The sequence below is a fragment of the Arcobacter sp. 15-2 genome (assembly GCF_047159865.1).
Classification (GTDB): Bacteria; Campylobacterota; Campylobacteria; order Campylobacterales; family Arcobacteraceae; genus JAIOSF01.
In genome coordinates, this window is sequence record NZ_AP038804.1 from 2,146,706 (window position 1) to 2,163,059 (window position 16,354).

A 16,354-nucleotide genomic window follows, 5' to 3' on the forward strand; every position below is an offset into this window, starting at 1 on the left:
TTGTAAAGATAATGTTTAAAATGAGCCGATAAATTGCCCACAGGTAATTTATTGGCTCCTCTAACTTGTTATATAATATTCTTAATTTTTAACGCTTCCATTACAATTTGTTTTCTATATTTTAACTCTTCTTTTTTAATATTAGCATTTAATGCAAAAAACCAAATGTTATTTCTTGTGACAATTTTTGATAACATCAAACACATGATATTGCAATAGCACTTTGTAAATTTTGATTTTTATTCCATGGTTTATAAAATCTTTTTTTACCATCCCACTTAATAATCTCATATTCGTCTTTTATCGCTCTTTCCTCTAAAGCAATAAGTGTATTTGGTATTTTAAAAGTTGATGCTGGAATATACCTTTTTATGGCTCTTGTATCGTTGTGTATAAACTCTTCATTATTTAGTGATGTGTTGTTTCAAAAATATTTTCTAAGTCTTTATTTTGTGCTAGTGCAAAATTGAATAAAATGCTTATGAGTACGATTATTCTTACATTGTTCATTTTTTCCCCTTTTATATAACGGCAGAACTGAAGGACAAGTTACCCTCAATCAGTTCGCTGACTTCTTTTTATAACCACCAAATGATAGCTATTTGAGGCTTAAAAATCCGATGGGTAACTTGTTCTTTTCCTGTGTTTTGTTAGTCTTTGAAGTTTAATTTAGAATAAAATTTTATCTTATTTTATCATTATTTATATAAATTATAATATTTTTTCAATGTCTTTTTTAATTGAAAGTGGTTTTGTTATAGGAGCATATCTATCAATTACTTTTCCATTTTTATCTACTAAAAATTTTGTAAAATTCCATTTTATTTTATTTCCTAATAGTCCAGATTGTTCTTCTTTGAGTAATTTATATAGAGCAGATTGATTATCTCCATTTACTTCGATTTTTGAAAACATATCAAATTTTACATCATATGTAAGAGAACAAAAACTTTTAATCTCTTCCTCATTTCCTGGTTCTTGTTTTGAAAACTCATTTGAAGGAAAACCTAAAACCATAAAATCTTTATCTTTATAAGTTTCATACAATTCTTCTAGTCCTTCATACTGATTTGTAAATCCACATTTACTAGCTACATTTACGATCAATAAAGTCTTGCCTTTATATTTTGACATAGATATTTCATTTCCATCTATGTCTTTTACCATTAAATCATATATACTCATTTTTCATCCTTTTTTATAGTGTAAACATATGCCCAAGCTATAAGTATTAACTGAATAGGCAATCTTATAAGAAGTGCAGTTTCGCTCATATCTGGAAAATCAGTATAATTGAGATACATATGTATGTTTGCAGGGAAAACAGCTATTAATAATACTATTATTCCTATAGCTGCTTTTCGAGTTGTTTTATTTATAAGTAAGAGTATACCTAATACAATTTCTAATACACCACTTGCATAAACAATAAATTCATGAAGAGGTAAATACTCTGGCATTGCCTTTAAATAAAACTCTGTTTTTGTAAAATGTGCAATACCACCTAGTACAAATAATATTCCTAATAAATATTTAAATACAATATATAATATTTTTTTCATAATTAATAACCCTTTATATTTTTTCTAATTTAGTAATTTCTAAATTCTCTAGTTTATTTTCAGTATTCTTCACAAACAGTTGAAAATGTTCTTTTTTCATGTGTATCTCTAAAAATTCATTATTTTCCCATGTCTCGATAAAAATAAAACTATTTTTATTATCCAAATCTTTGTGTAAATCATATTGAATAAATCCATCATCATTTTCCAAAGTACTTGTATGTAAATCTACCAACAAAGGATAAACTTCATTTGTAAACTCTTCTTTAATTGTAATTTTTGCTACGATTGTTATTTTTGACATTATAAATTCCTTTTAAAATATATTTTCAACATGTTTTTTAAACAGTGCAACATCATCACTTATAGTGTCTTCTTTAAATATATTATACATTCCAAATGAAGGGAGTGCTTCCATACCAAAAAATTGATAAGTTTTATGCATTCCTATAAGTACTTCATCAAGATTCTTACCATCAAAAAATTGATTTTCATCATTAAAGGCATCTTCTGGAGCATTCCATGTTGTAGAAATCATATATTTAGCACCATCTTTTAATCCACCAGAACCATACTTTTTACTTAAATCACTTCGTGTTCTTCCATCACCTTGACATAAAAAACCATTTGCATATGCAAATCCATATACTTCATCAATATATTTTTTAAATAAAGCAGGTGCACTGAACCAATACACAGGAAATTGAACAAAGATAAGATCTGCTTCTATGTTTTTTGCCAATTCTTCATCTAATGTATAACCATTTTCAAGTGTAGTTGTTTTCACTTGATAATTCTTTTGGATTAATGTTTCCTCAGCAATTTGGCAAAGACTTTTATTAAGTCTTCCCTCTCCTATACCTTCATAAGTTTCGTACGCATTTATTATTAACGCTTTTTTCATAACCTTTTCCATATTATGCTTTTTCTAATATTTTTACAATAGTTTCTTTTGAATACAATTCACCCAGTCCCCAAACATTTGCTAATTCATTTGCATTTATAGCTAAATCTTCGATTCCATTTCTTGGAATATTTACCTCTTTTAGTGTTGTTGGCGCACCAATTTTAGCAAACCATTGTTCAAGTTTTTCTATTGCTACATTTTCATCTTCACTATTAAAAATCTCTTTTGCAAATCTTTTAAATTGTGCTACATTTTGTTCTTTATACCATTTCATCCAAGCAGGAATAACAACAGATAATCCTGCTCCATGTGCTACATTGTATAATGCAGAAAGTGAGTGTTCTATCATGTGATTTGGAAAACTACCACCTTCAGTTCCTGCTGGTGTTAAACCATTGAGTCCTTGTATAGCTGCCCATGCAAACTCAGCTCGTGCATCATAATCATTTGGATTTTCTAATAATATTTCTGTTGTTTCCATAACTGTTTTAACTATAGATTCAACTATTCTTGAGTTAAAATGTGGATGTGTACTCGCTGTAAAATAAACTTCTATACAGTGTGAGATAACATCAACAGCAGAATATGCTAAGTATTCTTTACTTACTGTTGCCATTAATTCTGGATTTATTACAGATACTTTTGGATTGATAAGTACAGATGCTATAGAGTATTTTTGTTTTGTGTCATCATTAATGATTACTGCATTTCCATTCATCTCACTAGCAGTTGCCGAAAGTGTCATAACTGTAAATACTGATAAAGCTTCTTTTATTTGAGCCTTATTAATAAAGAAATCCCAAACATCTCCATCATACATACTTCCTACTGCTATAGCTTTTGCACTATCAACAACAGAACCACCACCCACACCTAAAACAGCTTCTATATCATTGTCTTTAGCAAGTTGTATTCCTTCATTTACTTTACTTAACAATGGATTACTTACTACACCTGATAGCTCTTCAAATTCAATATCATTTTTTTCAAGAGAAATTATAATTTTTTTGTAAAGACCAGTTCTTTTGATACTTCCTGCTCCATACACTAATAGTATTTTTTTAATACCTGATTGTTTAATGTATTCCCCAATTTTATTTTCTTTTTCTTTTCCAAATTCAATTTTCGTTGGATTATAGTATGTAAAATTATTCATTTTTTGCCTTTTTTATGTTTTGTATTCAGAATAATATACCTAATTAACTTAAATATACCTTACATTACTTTAGGTAAGTAATAGATAATTAAGTATTTAATAGATATAATTTATTTATAAAAGGATTTAAATGTACTATATAGATGATAAAGAATACAAATGTTCAGTTTCTGTAACCATGGATATTTTTAATGATAGATGGAAGTTGGCTGTTATTTGGTACTTATTAGAAAATGACAAAAGATTTAAAGAGTTATGTGAAGATATCAATGCTATAAGTCAAAAAACACTTACTATAAAACTAAAAGAGTTAGAAGAAAAAAATATTATCAAAAGAGAAGTCTTTGCACAAGTTCCACCTAAAGTTGTTTATTCACTAACTCCAATAGGATTAAAACTAAAACCAGTTTTAAAAGAGATGTTTGAATGGGGAATAGAATATGTAAAAGAAAATGGCAAAATTACGGATGAAAATGTTTGCAATACTACTATTTGTTGGAATTAATTTAGTAGACTAACTATTTATTGAACATACATTATATACAAGATAGCCTGAAAATCAACAAATAACATACATAAAAAATGTCGTATAACAAAACAACGATAAATACCTAAAATAAGGAGTTCTTGCATATTTTACTATAAAAAACATTGCAATATGTCATATTTTTTAAATTTATTTTAAGTTTTTGATATAGTTTTTATGTTCATTTATTATCGATATTTAGACGATAATAGTACATAATGTATGTATATTAAGGTAATATCGTAATAAACATACATTATGTTAAGTTTATTGGGAGGTGTATTGTGGGTAAAAAATTATTGGATATTATGAAAGATAAAATTAGATTTAAACATTATAGTATAAGTACAGAAAAGACTTATATTCATTGGGCTAAGCGATATATACTTTTTCATAATAAACGACATCCAAGAGATATGGGAAAATTAGAAATAGAACAATTTCTTACCCATCTTGCAACAAAACTAAATGTAAGTCCTAGCACTCAGAATCAAGCTTTTAACGCAATATTATTTCTGTATGAACAGGTTTTAAATATATCATTAAAAAATGAGAATATACAAGCATTAAGAGCTCAAGAGAGAAAACATATCCCCGTAGTACTTACGATAGATGAAGTGAGAAACATAATAGTAAATATGAAAGGTATCTATCAACTCATAGTTAAGATTATGTATGGATGTGGCCTTAGAATGAAAGAAGTCCAAAACATAAGGATAAAAGACATCGACTTTGGATTTGATAAAATCTATATTTGGGATAGCAAATCATTAAAAGATAGAACTTTGCCACTTCCTTTGAAAATTAAAGAAGAACTTAAAATACAGGTACAAAAAGTAAAAGAGCTACATCAAAAAGATTTAAACGATGGTTTTGGAAGTGTATATACCCCTTATTCGTTAGAGCGAAAATTTCCAAAGGCTAAATATGAAACAAAGTGGCAGTATGTTTTCCCTATGGATAAAATATCAACAGACCCAAGAAGTAAAGAGCAAAGACGTCATCATATTTTAGATGTAACTTTAAGTAGAAATATAAAAAATGCTGTAACAAAATCAAACATAGATAAAAGAATTACGGCTCATATATTTAGACACTCTTATGCTACACATTTATTACAGAATGGTACAGATATAAGAAGTATTCAAGAGCTACTGGGTCATAAATCTATTGAAACTACGATGATATATACGCACGTCGTAAAAGAACTAAATAAAGGTGATATAAAATCACCACTTGATTTTTAAATAATAAAAAAGCCCCATCAATACGATGAGGCTTTTATGTAGAAAAGAGAATTTTTTAACTTAAACTTTTAAGTTCGTTTTCTACTTTTCCTAGCTTGTCTTGTGCAGCTTCTAGTCCTGCTTTGTTTTCTGCTATAACTTCAGCTGGTGCATTTGCTACGAATCTTTCGTTTGAAAGCATACCATTTAGTTTTGCTATCTCTTTTTCTAGTTTCTCTTTTTGTTTTGAAAGTTTAGAAATAATAGGTGTCATATCGATCTCACCAGTTGGTAAATATACTTCTAGGTTGTCTGATACATCTGTGATGCTATTTTCAACTTTTGCATCTACGAACTCTATATTTTCAACTTTTCCTAGTTTTTCGATAAATGGTTTCGCTAACTCTTTATCTATATTTTTATCTAGCTTGATGTAAGCTTTTGCTATTTTACTATTTCCCATATCAATGATAACTTTTGCTCGTCTAAGAGCTGTGATAGCTTCTTCGATGATAGTAAACATAGCTTCTACCTCTTCATCTTTTTTGATATCTTTAGGGAAGTTATTTACCATAAGTGACTCACCATCTTCAAGTGTAGTTCCACTAAGTTTATGATATAAGTGATCTGCAATAAATGGCATAAATGGAGAGATCATTTTCAGTGTCTCTTTAAAAATAGCACCAAGCTCTACAATAGAATCTTTTGAACCTTTTGAGTACTCAATACCCCAGTCACAAAACTCATTCCATACGAACTTGTACAGTTCAGATGCAGCTTCGTTGAATTTAAATGTTTCAAGATTTTCTCTTACACTATCAACAGCGTGTGAAAGTCTTGATTGCATATATTTACCAAGGGCTGTTTTCACTTCTATATCTTTTAGGTCTGCAAAAGTTTCTACATTGAGTTGTAAGAAGTTTGATGCATTGTAAAGTTTATTTGTAAAGTTTCTGAACTGCTCTAAGTTTTTAGCACCTAGTTTGATATCTCTACCTTGAACTGCTAAATATGCTAAAGTAAATCTAATGATATCTGCAGAATGTTCTTCTACCATATCAAGTGGATCGATTACATTTCCTTTTGATTTTGACATCTTTGCACCAGTTTCATCTCTAACTAAAGCGTGCATATAGATATCTTTAAATGGTAGCTCACCTTCAAAGTGATCACTCATCATCATCATTCTAGCAACCCAAAAGAACATAATATCAAAACCAGTAATAAGCAATGAGTTAGGAAAGAAATCTTTCATATCTTGATCTTGATTATATAGTTCTTGAAGTTTACCGTTATTTCCCCATCCTAATGGTGACATTGCCCATAGTGCAGAAGAGAACCATGTATCTAATACATCAGGGTCTTGAGTATAGTGTTTGTTTCCACATTTAGGACAAGCTTCTGGCTCATCAGCTTTATCTGCCCATTGATGATTACAAGAATCACAAGTAAATACAGGAATTCTATGTCCCCACCATAATTGTCTTGAGATACACCAAGGTCGAAGCTCATCCATCCATGCTGTGTATGAATTGATCCAGTGTGCAGGATGAAAGTTATTGTGTGCTTTTGTTTTCTCTATTGAGTTTTTTGCTACATCTTCACTTAAGAACCATTGTTGAGATATAAATGGTTCAACAATATTTTTACATCTATAACAGTGTCCAACTTGATGAGTGTGCTCTTCAATTTTTACAATATATCCTGCGTTTTCTAAAGCTTTTACGATAATAGGTCGAGCTTCAAGTCTTTCTAATCCTGCAAACTCTCCACAATAGTCATTTAAAATACCAGCTTCATCAAAACATTTTATGAACTCCAAATTGTGTCTTTTACCAACTTCGTAATCGTTTTGGTCATGTGCTGGAGTTACTTTAACAACACCTGTTCCAAATTCCATATCAACATGCTTATCTGTGATAACTTTGATTTTTCTATCAGTTAACGGAAGTAATACCTCTTTACCAACGATGCTAACATATCTTTCATCATCAGGGTGAACCATGATAGCTGTATCACCAAAATATGTTTCAGGTCTAGTTGTTGCAACTTCAAGTTCACCTGAACCATCAGCAAATTTATAAACCATAGTATAAAATTTACCATTTACCTCTTCATGTTCAACTTCGATATCTGATAATGCACCATCATGTGTACACCAGTTTACCATATAGTTGTTTTGTGTGATTTTACCTTCGTTATACAAGCTTACAAAAGCTTCTTTTACAGCTTCTTGAAGACCTTCATCCATAGTAAATCGTTCACGCTTCCAAGCTGGAGTTACACCTAGTTTTCTCATTTGGTGAACAATATTTCCACCACTAGTCTCTTTTTGAAGCCAAGCTCTCTCTAAAAATTTTTCTCTTCCAAGTTCTTCTTTTGTTGTACCCTCAGCTAAAAGTTGTTTTTCAACAACATTTTGTGTTGCAATACCGGCATGGTCTGTTCCAGGTTGCCACAAAGTTTTAAACCCGTCCATTCTTTTGTATCTTGTGATAATATCTTGTAAAGTAAATGTTAAAGCGTGACCAATATGTAAGCTTCCTGTTACATTTGGTGGTGGCATCATGATTGAAAAAGTTTTATCTTTTCCATTTTCATCTTTGCCTTGAATAGATTTGTTTCCATCTATTTCAAAGTATCCTCTATCTTCACATAGTTTATAATATTTGTCTTCTACATCTTTTGGATTGTATTTATTACTCATAGTTTATTGTCCTATTTATATTTGTTCGCGATTATATCGAAATATCAATTAAATGTCGAATTTGCAATAAGACATTTTTAAGACTAAAATAGGATATAATTAAAATATACCATAACATGGAAATAGCGATGAATAATAAAAAAACTATTTTAATAGTAGATGATAATGCGTTTAATTTGAATATTTTAATTGAGAGTTTAAGAGATTATAATATTGTACCTGCACTCAGTGGTTTGATAGCTTTAGAAGTTTTAACACAAGAAACTATAGATTTAATACTACTTGATGTAATGATGCCAGATATGGATGGATTTGATGTTTGTTCTCGTATTAAAAAAAACGAAAATACAAAAAATATTCCTGTTATATTTTTAACTGCAAAAAATGATATAAATGATATTAAAAAAGGTTTTGATGTTGGGGCTGTTGATTATATCGCCAAACCTTTTAGTACAATAGAATTGTTAAGTAGAGTAAATACTCAATTACAATTAAAATCATATCAAGAAAATCTTCGTATGCAAGTAGATCAAGAGATTAAAAAAAATAAACTCCAAGAACAAATTATCTTTCAAAACTCTAAACAAGCTGAGATTGGTGAACTACTAATGCATATTGCACATCAATGGAAACAACCATTAAGTGAACTAGGAAGTGTAAATATTTTAAATACGATGTTTATATCAAACGATAAAATAGATTTAGAAAAACTGCAAATCAATTTTACTAGAACATCCGATATATTAGAGTTTATGTCTAAAACAGTTGAAACCTTTCAAAATTTTTATAAACCAAATACAAAAAATAGTTTTTTTGATCTTATATCTACTATTAATAAAGCTATTAATATTGTAAGTGCAACATTTGATTATGAAAATATTAAGTTGAATATAAATAAAATAACCAATCCTACTATTTATGCAAATCAAAATGAATATGCACAAGTTATACTTTCTATACTGAATAATGCAAAAGATATTTTTATAGAAAGAGGTATTAGTCAAAGAACCATTACCATTAGTATTTTTACACAAAATAATAAATCTTTAGTAACGATTGAAGATAACGCAGGTGGGATAAGTTTAGAAAATATCAATGATGTATTCTCACCTTATGTAAGTGGAAAAGGCAACTTAGGAATTGGACTGTATTTGTCAGCAAGTATTATCAAGAAAAATAATGGTTTACTCACTGTTGAAAATACTCAAGAAGGGGCAAAGTTTACAATAACTTTGTAAAAAAAGGATAAAATTTGAAAAAATTATTACAAAAAAGACTATTGTTTCTAGAAGATAATTTAACCTTTGCTAATGATACTATACTATTTTTGAGTCATTATGTTAAAGAAGTAGTTCATGTAGTAAGTATGAAAGAAGCATTTGAGGTGATTGAGAATCAACAAATTGATATTATTTTGAGTGATTTAAAAGTTGAAGATGGAATAGCTCTTAATTTTATAGAAAAAATTAGAAAACAAAATAGTAAAATTCCTATAGTAGTTTTAAGTGCACATAAAGATGAGGATTTACTGTTAAAAGCAATACCATTAGGTCTAACAGCGTATTCTATAAAACCTATTAATTTTCAAGCATTTGAAGAGTTACTAGAAAAATGCGATGAAGCATTATCTTTAAATGATCCTGATATGATTTATATTAAAGATGATATCTTTTATGATCAAGGAAAAAAGATTCTTATTATAGATGAATCTGTAGTAGATCTAACAAAAAAAGAGACTGATTTTATTGAGTTACTTATTGCAAATAGAAAAACAATAGTAACAAAAGATATGATAAATGAAACAATATGGGAAAATGAAGTGATGAGTGAAGCAGCTTTGAAAAATTTTCTTTTAAGAATCAGAAAAAAAACATATAAAGATCTGTTTTTTACAGTCCAAGGATTAGGGTATCGATTATTTTAAATTTTATCAAACACAATCAAGTATTCACCTGCTAGGTGATAATACTTAAGATTGTTTGGTTCTTTTGCATATTTATGAAGCCATCTATTTCCATCGAGTATATTCTTATGTAAAATCGCGTTATTATCTAGAAATCTATTCAATTCATCTGTCATACGGATACATCCATGTGAATTTGGTTGTCCCATTGGTCTGCTAGATTTATGAGAATGTACAGCAAAATTTAGTTGATCTGTTATGAGTTGCCATTTCTCTTTATCATAAATTTTGTTTTTATTTTTATCAAATGTGTTATATCGAATAGTATCTTGTTTACCAAAATAAAACACAAATCTATCTTTATATCCATAACCTAAAGTGATATTATCATCACTTTTTCTTCCATCTGAGCGCCAACCTTGTTTACTTCGAAATACTCCAGCAGGAGTTTTTAAGTAGTGATCTTCTCCAAATCTTACCTCTTTTTCTCTATAAATATTACCACTAGAAATCAAATCATTTCCTATATATTGAAATTGCTGTGTTTGTTCATCCCAAAGAGTTACTATGTAGAGTTGTTTTTCTAAGTCTATAATACTCACAAACTGTGTATTGTTGAGTTGTATTTTTTTAGTTTTGAGTTTATTTACAATACTATTCCAATATTCATTATCTGGCTTTAAAAGTGTATTTTTTTTGTGTAAAATTGAATTGAGTTTTATATCATTTTGAACTGTTTCCCATGATTTAAGTGTGTTAATAGTTTTTTTATAACAAGATAAATTATCATTACAGTTTTTTCTTAGATATGAACCATACCTTTTAGTAAATGCATTGAGTTCAATCACTTCTTGATTAAATTTTGCTTGAAGTTGTTCAATATTTACGGTATTTGCAATCCCCATTTTATATAAAAAAAGTATTAATATTAAGCTCTTAATCATAAGTAACATTTTATACTATTTAAACTAAATTTGTGATATTATCAATTTTTTAAAATAAGAATTACAAAACTGTAGGAGAATAGATGAATAAATATAGGTTACTAATAGAAACCAATGATACAAAAGGGTTAGTATATAATATATCTAAAATACTTTTTGAACATAACTTAAATATTGATTCCAACTCAGAATATGTAGATGATGAAACAAACCAGTTTTTTATGAGATCAGTGATATCAGGCGAATTTAATGAAACAATATTATTACGAGAACTAAAAGAGATTTTACCTGATAATGCTAGTATTAAATTAACAAATAAAGTTAAAAAAGATATTGTTATTTTAGCAACAAAAGAGATGCATTGTTTAGGTGACCTACTTATTAAACATGAAGCTGGTGAGTTAGATGCAAATATTACAGCTGTTGTGTCAAATAGAGAAAGTTTAAGGAATTTGGTTGAAAAATTTAATATACCTTTTGAGTTTATCTCTCATGAAAATTTATCAAGAGAAGAACATGAAGTATTTATTATTGATGCAATCAAAAAATATAATTATGAGTTAATAGTATTAGCAAAATATATGCGAATACTTACACCAAATTTTGTGCAAACTTTTCCTGGACAAGTTTTAAATATACATCACTCATTTTTGCCTGCATTTATTGGAGCAAATCCTTATAAACAAGCACACTCAAGAGGTGTTAAAATTATTGGTGCTACATCGCATTGGGTTACGGATGATTTAGATGAAGGTCCAATTATTGCACAAGATATTACACGAGTTGATCACAGCTATTCTTGGGAAGATATGAGAGATGCCGGAAGAAATGTTGAAAAAGTAGTTTTATCTAAAGCATTGGATTTAGTACTAAAAGATAAAGTTTTCATTTATGGAAATAAAACGGTAATTTTATAATGTTTAATATAGTTTTATTAGAACCAAGAATGCCTGGAAATGTTGGAACTATAGGACGACTTGCCTATGCAACAGGTTCAGTTTTGCATCTTATCAAACCTTATGGTTTTGGTGAGATAAATGAAAAACAAGTAAGAAGAGCAGGGCTTGATTATTGGGAATTTTTAGATGTACGAGAGTATGAAAATATAGAAGATTTTAAAGAAAAAAATCCTGAGAATATTAGATGCTTTTATGCTACAACAAAAACAACAAAACCATACTTTGATGCTATTTATAATGCAAATGACTATTTTTTCTTTGGTCGAGAAGATGCAGGACTTCCTGAAGAACTACTTGAGAATAATAAAGAATTTTGTGTAAATATACCTATGACAAATGATGCACGAAGTTTAAATATTGCCAATAGTGTATCGGTAGTAGTTTATGATGCTATAAGACAAAATATTGAAGAGTTTAAAAAACTTTAATGACAAAAGTACTTTTACTTGAAGATGATGAACTTTTTAGTCTAAGTCTGATAGATTATTTAGAAGAGTTTGCCAATGTAAATATTACCCATGTAAATACTTCAACAAAGATGTTAGAGATGATTTATGAGAATAGATTTGATTTGTATCTTTTAGATATCAATCTTCCTGATATTAATGGTATTGATCTTTTGAGGGAGATTCGCCAAGCTACAGATGAAACTCCAGTAATATTTCTAACATCATATAAAGACAAAGAAACACTTACTCAAGGTTTCTCAACAGGTGCTGATGATTTTTTGACCAAACCCTTTGATATGGATGAGTTGATTTTGAGAATAAACTCTTTGATGAAGAGAGTTAAAAAGCAAAATCTTATTGTGTTAGGAAATGTAGAATTTAACTTTGATACAAAAGAGGTAAAAAAAGATGGAGAACTTGTAAAGTTTAGTTTAAAAGCTCTAGAGTTATTTGAACTTTTTTATCAAAATAATCACTCTATAGTTACAAAAGATATGATTATCAATAGACTATGGAATGCAAGTGAAACATATAGTGATGGTTCTATTCGAGTATATGTCAATAGTATCAAAAAACTTTTTTCAGATAGTGAACTTTTTCATATCTCAAATATCAAAAATATCGGTTATAAGATTGAATATTAAACAAAAAGATTTTATGATCTCTAATATGATTGTAGTTATATTCACTATTTTAATAGTGCTTATTTTTTACAATTTTATTACAGCTGAATTTGGATTTGATCAAAATAATTTTTTGCCAGTTACTCTTTTTTTACTTTTACTTGGTGGAGTATTGTATTATTTTTTAAGTGCTCAGCTTTTTGAACCTTTATTTAAAAGTGAAGAGAATATAGAAAATCATATAAAAGAGACTCTACATGAGCTTAATACTCCTGTTGCAACTATACAGATAAATAGTAAAATCTTACAAAAAAAAGAGAAAGATGAAAAAAATCTTTCAAGACTTAACCGTATAGATGAATCGTGTGATAGTCTCTTAAACCTTTACAATCAAATGGAATATAGTATTAAAGAACAAATTGATAGTATCAGTACTGAAGCATTTGATATATCTGAAATTATAGAAAAAAGTCTTTTGAAACATCATGATTTAAAAGCAGATATATCTATTTTTTACGAAAAAAAATCTTATATTATCAAGGCTGATAAAAATGGTTTTGAAAGAGTATTTGATAATCTTCTCATAAATGCAATTAAATATAATAAAAAAAATGGAACTATAACTATACAGATAAAAGATGATATTTTAAGTATAAAAGACACGGGAATAGGTATAGATACTAAAAATCTTTTCCAAATTTTTGATAAATATTATCAAGAAAATAATCATAGCAGTGGAGTAGGCTTAGGATTGAATATAATAAAAGCGTATTGTGATAGATATAAAATTGATATTAAGATCGATTCTTTAAAAGATGAATGGAGTCTTTTTTCTTTAAATTTAAAGGGTGTAAAATGGCAATAAAAAGTGTAGATTATTTTGGTAAAAACTTTGCTATAAATTATGAGATAGTAAATAACGATAAAAGTGAAGTGATAGTATTTTTACATGGTTGGGGAAGCAACAAAGAGGTGATGAAAAAAGCTTTTGGAGTAAATCTCAAAGAGTTTAAACATATCTATATCGATATGCCAGGGTTTGGTAAAAGTGATAATAACTATGTCCTTACAACCATAGACTATGCTCATATCATGAAAATATTTTTAGAAAAAATTGGTATCAATCACAATGATGTAACAATAGCAGGACACTCTTTTGGAGGAAAAGTTGCAACTGCTTTAATACCAAAAACACTTATACTTTTAAGTAGTGCTGGAATTTTGGAAGAGAAGTCAGCAAGTGTAAAAATAAGAATTCAATTTGCAAAACTTTGTAACGCTTTGGGTTTAAGTACTCTAACAAAAATGTTCCGAAGTAAAGATGTAGAAAATATGAGTCAAAATATGTATGAAACATTTAAAAATGTAGTTGATGAAGATTTTACTGAGTATTTTAAAGGATTTTACAATCAGGCATATATATTCTGGGGAGAATCAGACACAGCAACATCTCTAGAATCAGGAAAAAAAATAGCAGAATTGATAAAAAAGAGTCAGTTTAAATCTTATACAGATGGACATTATTTTTTTCTTCATTATAGTACTCAGGTTTCAAAAGAGATAGAAAAGTGCATTAGTAGTACAAAAGTATAATTACTATATAATGCGAAATATTTAACAATCAGGATAACAATGTATTTCAAAAGCAAAAAAGTTAGTTTTTTTAACTTTTTATTATTATATCTCTTTTTAATAACCACCTTCTCATCTATCTCTTATACTGTTTTTATAGAAAATTTTAAAACACTAGAAAACAATAAAAACACTAAAGAGATAAATTTAGTTTTAAAAAATATGAATAAAACTATGAAAGAGATTACTAAAAAAACAAATGAATATAGTTATTGGGATGAAACTTTTAATTTTATCAATACTAGAAATGACAAATATATACAAGAAAATTTTAGACAACATACATCAACGCTAGAAGAATTAAATTTAGATTTGATTATTTATGTTAATTTAGAAAATGAGATTGTATTTTCTAAAAAGGATAAAAAAATATCTTCTTCTGATTTTATTCAAAAAGTTTCTCTAATATCTTTAAATTCGATGGAGTTTAATACTTTAGGACAGATTGATTCTAAAATATTTTATTTGCGAAAATCTAAAATTCTCAAAAGTGATGGTAGTGGAAAATCAAATGGTTTTATCTATAGTGTAAAAATTATTGATGAGAGTTTCTTGGAACAATATAAAGAAATTTTTAGTAATCTAAAATTCGCTTTATCTGAAAGTGAACAAAAAACCAATATGGTAGATTTTAGTTTTTTGCATAATGTAAATATCAATACATCAATAAAAGAAAATAATTTTATAAATCAAATTGAGTTTTATGATATTTTTGATAATTATGTATTCTCTTTAGAAATGACAAATCCAATGTTGATATTTGAAAAAGGGAAACAAACTATTTTTCTTTATAATATAACAGTTGCTTTTTTACTTCTCATTATTTTAGTTGTGTTGTCACGCAAACAAGAAGATCTTTTTAAAAACAATATGAAACTTGAAACAGAAGTAAATGAACGAACTGCAAAGTTAAACAAGTATATTACAATTGTAAACAAATATGTAACAACATCTTCAACCGATTTAGAAGGTAAAATAACTCATGTATCAGAAGCTTTTTGTCGTATCAGTGGATATAGTAAAAAAGAATTACTAGGTAGAACACACAATATAGTTAAACATGAAGATATGGATCCTTCAATTTATGTAAATTTATGGGATACTATAAGTGCTGATAAAAAATGGATCGGTGAGATTAAAAATAAAAAGAAAAATGGTGAAGCATATTGGGTGTTAGCAAACATAGAACCTATCTATTCTAGTAATGGAAAAAAAATTGGATATACTTCAATAAGACAAGAGATTACTGATAAAAAAAGAGTAGAAAAATTATCTATTACAGATAAATTAACACAACTTTACAATCGAGTAAAAATAGAAGAGATATTTGCAATTGAAATTGCAAAATTTCATAGATATAATACAAGTTTTTCATTGATATTAATAGATATAGATTTTTTCAAAGAGGTAAATGATACTTATGGACATAATGTTGGAGATCTATTTTTGCGTGAAATGGCTGATCTTTTGAAGTCATCTGTACGAATTGAAGATGTTGTAGGACGATGGGGAGGAGAAGAATTTGTTATCCTTTCCAATAATTATACTATTGAAGGAGTCCTTTGTTTAGCTGAAAAAATCAGAAAAAATGTAGAAGCTTACGAATTTTCAACTATAGGACACAAAACAATTAGTATTGGTGTTTCTATTCTTAATAAAGAAGATACACAAGAAACTATGATTGCTCGTGCAGACAAATCACTTTACCATGCAAAAAAAACAGGTCGAAATAAAGTTTGTCTACATTAAATTGAATCTAC

18 protein-coding genes are annotated in these 16,354 nt (G+C 28.0%); 10 read left to right on the forward strand and 8 right to left on the reverse strand.

The features are described 5' to 3' along the window. Positions 1-196 precede the first annotated feature (196 nt). The 6 genes from ACMCMH_RS10745 to ACMCMH_RS10770 all read right to left on the reverse strand — a co-directional run bounded on the left by ACMCMH_RS10745 (position 197) and on the right by ACMCMH_RS10770 (position 3,625). The gene (locus ACMCMH_RS10745) at positions 197-394 is read right to left on the reverse strand and encodes a penicillin-binding transpeptidase domain-containing protein (protein WP_412728023.1); all 198 of its coding nucleotides are present in this window, start codon (positions 392-394) and stop codon (positions 197-199) included. A gap of 317 nt (positions 395-711) precedes the next feature. Beyond that, on the reverse strand, positions 712-1,185 hold the full coding sequence (locus ACMCMH_RS10750) for a glutathione peroxidase (RefSeq protein WP_412725429.1): 474 nt from the start codon (positions 1,183-1,185) through the stop codon (positions 712-714). Further along, positions 1,182-1,562 carry a DoxX family membrane protein gene (locus ACMCMH_RS10755; RefSeq protein WP_412725431.1) on the reverse strand — a complete coding sequence of 127 codons (381 nt, stop codon included), beginning with the start codon at positions 1,560-1,562 and terminating at the stop codon, positions 1,182-1,184. The genes ACMCMH_RS10750 and ACMCMH_RS10755 overlap by 4 nt, the downstream gene beginning before the upstream one ends. A gap of 13 nt (positions 1,563-1,575) precedes the next feature. Further along, entirely contained in the window at positions 1,576-1,866 is a 291-nt protein-coding gene (locus ACMCMH_RS10760) for a putative quinol monooxygenase (protein WP_412725433.1), read from the reverse strand. A 12-nt stretch (positions 1,867-1,878) separates the two neighbouring features. Continuing rightward, positions 1,879-2,466: an NAD(P)H-dependent oxidoreductase gene (locus ACMCMH_RS10765; protein WP_412725435.1), complete on the reverse strand. Its 588-nt coding sequence runs from the start codon at positions 2,464-2,466 to the stop codon at positions 1,879-1,881. 13 nt (positions 2,467-2,479) lie between these two features. Then, a complete protein-coding gene (locus tag ACMCMH_RS10770) occupies positions 2,480-3,625 on the reverse strand; it encodes an iron-containing alcohol dehydrogenase (protein ID WP_412725437.1) in 1,146 nt (381 codons plus the stop codon). A gap of 130 nt (positions 3,626-3,755) precedes the next feature. Here ACMCMH_RS10770 and ACMCMH_RS10775 point away from each other — a divergent pair, with 130 nt between their 5' ends. Both ACMCMH_RS10775 and ACMCMH_RS10780 read left to right on the forward strand, forming a co-directional pair. After that, entirely contained in the window at positions 3,756-4,130 is a 375-nt protein-coding gene (locus ACMCMH_RS10775) for a winged helix-turn-helix transcriptional regulator (protein WP_412725439.1), read from the forward strand. Between the two features lie 305 nt (positions 4,131-4,435). Next, the gene (locus ACMCMH_RS10780; RefSeq protein ID WP_412725441.1) at positions 4,436-5,398 is read left to right on the forward strand and encodes an integron integrase; all 963 of its coding nucleotides are present in this window, start codon (positions 4,436-4,438) and stop codon (positions 5,396-5,398) included. Between the two features lie 55 nt (positions 5,399-5,453). On the opposite strand, the gene ACMCMH_RS10785 is transcribed toward ACMCMH_RS10780, so the two are convergent. Further along, positions 5,454-8,084, reverse strand: coding sequence for a valine--tRNA ligase (locus ACMCMH_RS10785; protein WP_412725443.1), 2,631 nt, complete (start codon positions 8,082-8,084; stop codon positions 5,454-5,456). 128 nt (positions 8,085-8,212) lie between these two features. Between ACMCMH_RS10785 and ACMCMH_RS10790 the strand changes: the two genes are divergently transcribed. Together ACMCMH_RS10790 and ACMCMH_RS10795 are read left to right on the forward strand one after the other, a co-directional pair. Continuing rightward, on the forward strand, positions 8,213-9,322 hold the full coding sequence (locus ACMCMH_RS10790; RefSeq protein ID WP_412725445.1) for a response regulator: 1,110 nt from the start codon (positions 8,213-8,215) through the stop codon (positions 9,320-9,322). A 14-nt stretch (positions 9,323-9,336) separates the two neighbouring features. After that, complete coding sequence (locus ACMCMH_RS10795) at positions 9,337-10,008, forward strand: response regulator transcription factor (RefSeq protein ID WP_412725447.1); 672 nt, start codon at positions 9,337-9,339, stop codon at positions 10,006-10,008. Here the strand turns inward: ACMCMH_RS10795 and ACMCMH_RS10800 are convergent. Continuing rightward, on the reverse strand, positions 10,005-10,931 hold the full coding sequence (locus tag ACMCMH_RS10800; RefSeq protein WP_412725449.1) for a L,D-transpeptidase: 927 nt from the start codon (positions 10,929-10,931) through the stop codon (positions 10,005-10,007). The genes ACMCMH_RS10795 and ACMCMH_RS10800 overlap by 4 nt on opposite strands. An 83-nt stretch (positions 10,932-11,014) precedes the next feature. Here ACMCMH_RS10800 and purU point away from each other — a divergent pair, with 83 nt between their 5' ends. Genes purU through ACMCMH_RS10830 form a run of 6 tightly spaced genes read left to right on the forward strand, consistent with a single transcriptional unit; the run spans position 11,015 to position 16,343 of the window. Then, positions 11,015-11,848, forward strand: a complete 834-nt coding sequence (purU, locus tag ACMCMH_RS10805; protein WP_412725451.1) for a formyltetrahydrofolate deformylase — start codon at positions 11,015-11,017, stop codon at positions 11,846-11,848. Further along, positions 11,848-12,318 carry a tRNA (cytidine(34)-2'-O)-methyltransferase gene (locus tag ACMCMH_RS10810; protein WP_412725453.1) on the forward strand — a complete coding sequence of 157 codons (471 nt, stop codon included), beginning with the start codon at positions 11,848-11,850 and terminating at the stop codon, positions 12,316-12,318. Before purU ends, ACMCMH_RS10810 begins: the two co-directional genes overlap by 1 nt. Beyond that, positions 12,318-12,983, forward strand: a complete 666-nt coding sequence (locus ACMCMH_RS10815; protein ID WP_412725455.1) for a response regulator transcription factor — start codon at positions 12,318-12,320, stop codon at positions 12,981-12,983. The genes ACMCMH_RS10810 and ACMCMH_RS10815 overlap by 1 nt, the downstream gene beginning before the upstream one ends. After that, on the forward strand, positions 12,973-13,827 hold the full coding sequence (locus tag ACMCMH_RS10820) for a sensor histidine kinase (RefSeq protein WP_412725457.1): 855 nt from the start codon (positions 12,973-12,975) through the stop codon (positions 13,825-13,827). Before ACMCMH_RS10815 ends, ACMCMH_RS10820 begins: the two co-directional genes overlap by 11 nt. After that, positions 13,818-14,555, forward strand: coding sequence for an alpha/beta fold hydrolase (locus tag ACMCMH_RS10825; RefSeq protein WP_412725459.1), 738 nt, complete (start codon positions 13,818-13,820; stop codon positions 14,553-14,555). Before ACMCMH_RS10820 ends, ACMCMH_RS10825 begins: the two co-directional genes overlap by 10 nt. A gap of 39 nt (positions 14,556-14,594) precedes the next feature. Continuing rightward, the gene (locus ACMCMH_RS10830; protein WP_412725461.1) at positions 14,595-16,343 is read left to right on the forward strand and encodes a diguanylate cyclase; all 1,749 of its coding nucleotides are present in this window, start codon (positions 14,595-14,597) and stop codon (positions 16,341-16,343) included. Positions 16,344-16,354: the final 11 nt, after the last annotated feature.

What these genes read in the sequence shown, in the direction of transcription:
- ACMCMH_RS10755 (WP_412725431.1), bottom strand. Translation starts at nt 1,562, where the DNA reads ATGAAAAAAATATTATATATTGTATTTAAATATTTATTAGGAATATTA.
- ACMCMH_RS10760 (WP_412725433.1), bottom strand. Translation starts at nt 1,866, where the DNA reads ATGTCAAAAATAACAATCGTAGCAAAAATTACAATTAAAGAAGAGTTT.
- ACMCMH_RS10770 (WP_412725437.1), bottom strand. Translation starts at nt 3,625, where the DNA reads ATGAATAATTTTACATACTATAATCCAACGAAAATTGAATTTGGAAAA.
- ACMCMH_RS10790 (WP_412725445.1), top strand. Translation starts at nt 8,213, where the DNA reads ATGAATAATAAAAAAACTATTTTAATAGTAGATGATAATGCGTTTAAT.
- ACMCMH_RS10825 (WP_412725459.1), top strand. Translation starts at nt 13,818, where the DNA reads ATGGCAATAAAAAGTGTAGATTATTTTGGTAAAAACTTTGCTATAAAT.
- ACMCMH_RS10750 (WP_412725429.1), bottom strand. Translation starts at nt 1,185, where the DNA reads ATGAGTATATATGATTTAATGGTAAAAGACATAGATGGAAATGAAATA.
- ACMCMH_RS10810 (WP_412725453.1), top strand. Translation starts at nt 11,848, where the DNA reads ATGTTTAATATAGTTTTATTAGAACCAAGAATGCCTGGAAATGTTGGA.
- ACMCMH_RS10830 (WP_412725461.1), top strand. Translation starts at nt 14,595, where the DNA reads ATGTATTTCAAAAGCAAAAAAGTTAGTTTTTTTAACTTTTTATTATTA.
- ACMCMH_RS10765 (WP_412725435.1), bottom strand. Translation starts at nt 2,466, where the DNA reads ATGAAAAAAGCGTTAATAATAAATGCGTACGAAACTTATGAAGGTATA.
- ACMCMH_RS10815 (WP_412725455.1), top strand. Translation starts at nt 12,318, where the DNA reads ATGACAAAAGTACTTTTACTTGAAGATGATGAACTTTTTAGTCTAAGT.
- purU (WP_412725451.1), top strand. Translation starts at nt 11,015, where the DNA reads ATGAATAAATATAGGTTACTAATAGAAACCAATGATACAAAAGGGTTA.
- ACMCMH_RS10775 (WP_412725439.1), top strand. Translation starts at nt 3,756, where the DNA reads ATGTACTATATAGATGATAAAGAATACAAATGTTCAGTTTCTGTAACC.
- ACMCMH_RS10785 (WP_412725443.1), bottom strand. Translation starts at nt 8,084, where the DNA reads ATGAGTAATAAATACAATCCAAAAGATGTAGAAGACAAATATTATAAA.
- ACMCMH_RS10800 (WP_412725449.1), bottom strand. Translation starts at nt 10,931, where the DNA reads ATGATTAAGAGCTTAATATTAATACTTTTTTTATATAAAATGGGGATT.